The organism is Streptomyces sp. NPDC037389, assembly GCF_040636475.1.
GTDB lineage: Bacteria > Actinomycetota > Actinomycetes > Streptomycetales > Streptomycetaceae > Streptomyces > Streptomyces hesseae.
Map to the genome: position 1 here is coordinate 853 of NZ_JBEZUS010000079.1, position 260 is coordinate 1,112.

General features: G+C 74.2%; 1 pseudogene (running past one end of the window). It reads right to left on the bottom strand.

What is annotated here, in order from left to right:
* Window positions 1-260, bottom strand: a pseudogene (locus tag AB0E98_RS33895) (complex I subunit 1 family protein) (its annotated part extends 634 nt beyond the left edge of the window); the annotation flags it as partial.

The window sequence follows — 260 nt, forward strand, 5'->3', positions numbered from 1 at the left end:
ACGCCCACGCCCATGACGGCCAGGACGAAGAAGACGCCCGCGTCGACGACCTGCCCGACGGCGCCCTCCCCGGGACCGACGGGAACGGCCAGAAGGACGAGGAGGTACGGCAGCAGGGCCACGGCCGGGGCGAGCTGGAAGATGCGGCGGTCCGCGTCGGCGGGGACCACGTCCTCCTTCTGCGCGAACTTCACGCCGTCCGCGACGAGCTGGGCCCAGCCGTGGAAGCCGCCCGCGTACATCGGGCCGAGGCGGCCCTG